This is a genomic window from Roseibium sp. (genome assembly GCF_050301095.1).
GTDB lineage: Bacteria > Pseudomonadota > Alphaproteobacteria > Rhizobiales > Stappiaceae > Roseibium.
The window spans coordinates 1-4,291 of the sequence record NZ_JBNKYW010000163.1 but is presented as its reverse complement, the minus strand read 5'-3'; the positions used below and the strand labels follow the sequence as shown (position 1 = coordinate 4,291).

6 protein-coding genes are annotated in these 4,291 nt (G+C 58.6%); all 6 read right to left on the bottom strand.

Going from position 1 to position 4,291, the window contains the following annotated elements; genetic code table 11:
- The coding region (locus ACQY7U_RS15050) for a helix-turn-helix domain-containing protein (protein WP_428645788.1) at positions 1-326 on the bottom strand (326 nt) is incomplete at its 3' end.
- Positions 327-573: 247 nt separating this feature from the next.
- Positions 574-1,101, bottom strand: coding sequence for a regulatory protein RecX (locus ACQY7U_RS15045; protein ID WP_428645785.1), 528 nt, complete (start codon positions 1,099-1,101; stop codon positions 574-576).
- A complete protein-coding gene (locus ACQY7U_RS15040) occupies positions 1,091-1,927 on the bottom strand; it encodes an MBL fold metallo-hydrolase (protein WP_428645782.1) in 837 nt (278 codons plus the stop codon). The genes ACQY7U_RS15045 and ACQY7U_RS15040 overlap by 11 nt, the downstream gene beginning before the upstream one ends.
- A complete protein-coding gene (locus ACQY7U_RS15035) occupies positions 1,924-2,730 on the bottom strand; it encodes a TatD family hydrolase (RefSeq protein ID WP_428645779.1) in 807 nt (268 codons plus the stop codon). Before ACQY7U_RS15035 ends, ACQY7U_RS15040 begins: the two co-directional genes overlap by 4 nt.
- 135 nt (positions 2,731-2,865) lie before the next feature.
- Positions 2,866-3,927, bottom strand: a complete 1,062-nt coding sequence (locus tag ACQY7U_RS15030; protein ID WP_428645776.1) for a DNA polymerase III subunit delta' — start codon at positions 3,925-3,927, stop codon at positions 2,866-2,868.
- Positions 3,914-4,291: dTMP kinase (locus tag ACQY7U_RS15025; protein WP_428645773.1), on the bottom strand; the 378-nt coding region annotated here is incomplete at its 5' end. The genes ACQY7U_RS15030 and ACQY7U_RS15025, both read right to left, overlap by 14 nt.

Genomic DNA, 4,291 nt, shown 5'->3' with positions numbered 1-4,291 from the left:
CTCAAAACAGAGGGGACCTTGATCGAGGATTGGAAGCTCGCGACGGCTTCGGCCTCCGCAGCACTGCAATAGCAAGCGTCAAAGGGGCATAAAGAAGCGATCAGCCCCCGATCTGGATGGATGTCGTTGTTCGGGCGGCGGCCACGAGCCCGGTGCCGTATCCCGCCAGGACCTTCAGAGCGGAACCGGTCCAGCAGACGATAGACGTGCCGTCTGGACATGTTCATCAGGTTGGCCGCTGTCGTGACACCGATGTACCCGTCATCGACCTGGGTCAGCACTTCAATCCTGTTCAAGTCACGCTTGCTCATCATCACCCAGCCCATGCCGCACCTCCCAGCGTACTTGTCAGAACGGGAAGTGTGACATTCCTGAATAGACCAACCCGTGACATTCTAGCTTGGCACTTACAGTCGAAATACGCATAATCAATATTATGGAATATAAATAGCTGGATGAATTTGGTTGCTAACACAGGCCGTTAGCTGCGCCTGGTTTGCGCGTTGCTTGTATGCCTTTGCTAGCGATGCCGTTACGGCCATGTCACGATTCTTAAGATCGCAGCCGGATTTTTCAGCCGTCGGGGTCATCCTGTGCGTCGATGATACGGCGTGCAATGTCGAATGAGAAACCGGCGCGGCACATGGCTGCCATGTCCTTGTCGCGCCGCTGCTGCCGGTTGCCGTCCGTTCGGAACGGACCGAGCCGCCGACGCCTGGCAAAAATGCGCGCTGCGTCCATATCGCTGCCGCTGTCGTGTTCAAGCACGGACTGTATCACGTCCTTGTCGACACCCTTGGAAATCAGCTGGGCTTCGATCTTGCGCCGTGAACCGCCACGACGCCTGAGACTGGCCGTTTTGGTTTCCGCGTAAACCCGGTCGTTCACCAGACCCGACCCCGTGCACTTGTCGACGACCTTGTCGATCAGTGCGGCAAAGTCCGACGGATCGCGATCGTGTTCCGCACAGGCCTTCATAACCTTGCGTTCCAGAACCTTGCGCAGATTGGCGGCGGACGATGCGTAGCGCTCCAGATAGTGAACGGCGGACCGGATCAACCGTTCTTCTGTCGGCAACTTGTAGCGCGGCTTAGTCGGCATAAACGGACTGTGGCAATGCCTGTCCCGTGTCTGAAAGTTCGATCCGCATTCCGTCGAAGGCCGGTTCTATGGTCTCGGGAAGTTCCGCGGACAAGGTTTCATAGTCCAAGTCATTGTGAAGATTGGTGAAAATCGCGTGCCGTGGCGCGAGTTTCCTGGTCCAGTCCAGCGAGTCCTGCAGGCAGAAATGGCTCGGATGCGGCCTGCGGCGAAGGCAATCAAGGATCAAAATGTCTAGATTTTTCAGCAAGTTGAAGCCGGTTTCCGGAATAAATGAAACGTCGGGAAGGTATGCTGCATTTCCGATCCTGAAGCCGAGCGCATCGATCTCCCCGTGATTGACGAGGAAAGGCACGAATTCAATGGCTCCGCCCGCCCCGGCGATCCGGACAGGTTTTCCAGCCTCGATCTGGTGCCGGTCCAGGATGGGCGGATAATTGGAGCCTGGCGGTGTCGAGAAACAGTAGCCGAAGGCTTCGAGCGCCCGCTGAAACGTAACCTCGTCCATATAGACAGGCATGCGGTTTCCCGAACGTACCAGAAAGGCCCTCAGGTCATCGATACCGTGCAGATGGTCCGCGTGGGAGTGCGTATAAAGCACTGCATCGAGATGGCTGACGTCAGCAGTCAGCAGTTGGTTTCTGATGTCGGGACCGGTATCTATCAACACCGTTGTGCACCCGTTTTCCCCATGCTTTTCCACAAGCAATGCACAGCGGGAGCGCCGGTTTTTCGGCTCCTTCGGGTCGCACAGTCCCCAGTCGTTACCTATGCGCGGAACACCGCCGGAAGACCCGGACCCCAGGATGGTCAGGACGATGCTCATTGACCGAATTCCTGTGCAAAACCTTCAGGACGTGGAACCTTCTTGAACAGCCGGAAAAAGTTTTCCGTCGTCTGGCGGGCAATTTCCTCTTCGGAGACGCCACGGGTTTCGGCGAGCACGGCGGCTGTCATCGCCGTATAGGCAGGCTCGTTGCGTTTGCCGCGCCTGGGCTGGGGGGCGAGATAGGGGGCGTCCGTCTCTACGAGCAGGCGGTCGGCCGGAAGGTCGCGGGCAATGGCGCGAATGTCTTCGGACCGCTTGAAGGTCAGAATGCCCGAAAAGGAAACATAAAGGCCAAGCTCGATGCCAGTCATGGCGAGTTCTCGTCCGGAAGAGAAACAATGCAGCAGGGCCGGGAAGGTCCCCTTCCCCATTTCGTCTTTCAGGATCGCCGCCATGTCCTCATCCGCATCTCTGGAATGAATGACAAGCGGCAAACCTGTCTGACGCGCCGCTTCGATATGGATGCGCAGCCCTTCGGCCTGGGCGTCACGGGGCGCCTTGTCGTAGAAATAGTCCAGACCGGCTTCGCCGATGGCAACCACCTTGGGATGGCTTGCCAGGCGGATAATCTCTTCGGCCGGAATACCGCGTTCGGTCCCGGCGTTATGCGGATGCGTGCCGACCGAACAATAGACTTCCGGATATTCTTCCGCGATGGCGAGAACCTGGTCGAATTTTCGGACATGCGTGCAGATGGTGACCATCATTTCGACGCCGGCTTGGCGGGCGCGCGCAATCAGGTCGGCGCGTTCGCCGTCAAAATCCGGAAAATCGAGGTGGCAATGGCTGTCAACGAGCATGAAACGTCCGGGATAGGTTGAGCGTTGAATGGAAGCGGGCTTCCACTATGTGTCCGCCGCCTAGATAGCTGGATTTTCCGGAAATCCCAAGGGGCCTGATCGGTTTCGGCCACACCGGATTGATCGGGACAGAGGTCAAGCGGCGCGCAGCGCCAGAAAGAAGTCGAGAACAACCTGTTTCCGGTCAAGGTTCAGTGCGTCGGAATCGCGTATGGCCTGATTGGTTTTCTGCCAAATGTCCACGTAGCGCCTTGCCACGCCAACGCCCTGCGCCAGTTCGGTTCGCATTTTCTCGTGAAGCCAGATCTGGATCACATGCTGAAAGTTTTCCCAGTTGTCCGTCTGGCCGCGTGCTGAAACCATATCGGCAAGCGCGTGCACCGATGCCAGATCAAGCTGGCCGGCATTCTCCGCAAGACGTTTCACACCTCTTGCTATCGTGAGTCCGTCGCCGGAGAGCAAGGTGATCGCGGACCGAAGACTGCCGTCCGCCGTTTCGGCGATTTCCCGAAGATCCTCTCCACCCGGAACGGCATCGGGAGCCAGCTCCTGAAGACCCTGGCGTATGTCGTCTGGCGTCAACGGGGCAAGATCCAGGCGCCGGCAGCGCGAGCGGATGGTTGGCAGGAGGCGGCCCGGCGCGTGACTGAGAACCAGGAATAGACAGCGTACGGGCGGTTCTTCCAAAATCTTCAGAAGAGCATTGGCGGAACTGGCATTCATGTCGTCCGCCGCGTCGACAATACAGATGCGCCATGCCTTCGCGGAAGCCGTTGTGCCGAAGAAGGAGACAGTCCGCCGGACTTCATCGACCGGGAGGTCCGACTTGAACCGCTTCGATTTCTCGTCCCAGGGCCGGCGCAGATGAAGAACGTTCGGATGGCCACCAGCCTTGATCTGCCGCGAAACCGGGTGTTCCTCGGGTACCGCAAGGTCTTGCGCGGATGCCACTACTACTCCGAAGCGGTCGGGATTGGCGATGACGAATTGCGCAAAACGGAAGGCGAGCGTTGCCTTGCCGATGCCCTTTGGGCCGCCGAGGATCCAGGCATGGTGAAGCCGTTCGGACCGGTAGGCGTCCAGCAGCTCCTTTTCTGTCTCCCGGTGCCCTATCAGGCGGTTGCGTTCGTGCGGCAACGGGAAGCCCGGCAGGGCATCCACTTCCGGAATTTCGACGGGCGCGTTAGCTCTGGCCATCAAACGCGTCCTCGTGCTTCCGGGCCGTGGCGTTTGTCTCGTTTTGCGCAGTAAACTCGTCTTCAAAGAAGTCGAGAACCGCATTTTGAATCGCATCCTGGACAGATGCGAAGTCCTTGCTGCCGTCGATGACAACAAAGCGATGGGATTCTTCCCGGGCGAGTTCGAGAAACAGCTGCCGGCGCCTTTCATGAACTGACAAAGCCTCGTCTTCAAACCGGTCCGGGCCGCCGCTGTCGTTGTCCTCGGAACGCTTGGCGACGCGTGCCAGGCCTATCTTCGCCGGCACGTCGATCAGGATCGTCAAATCCGGACGGGTGCCGGCAACCGCTGCCGTCTCGAGGAGTTGCAGATAGTCCGGATC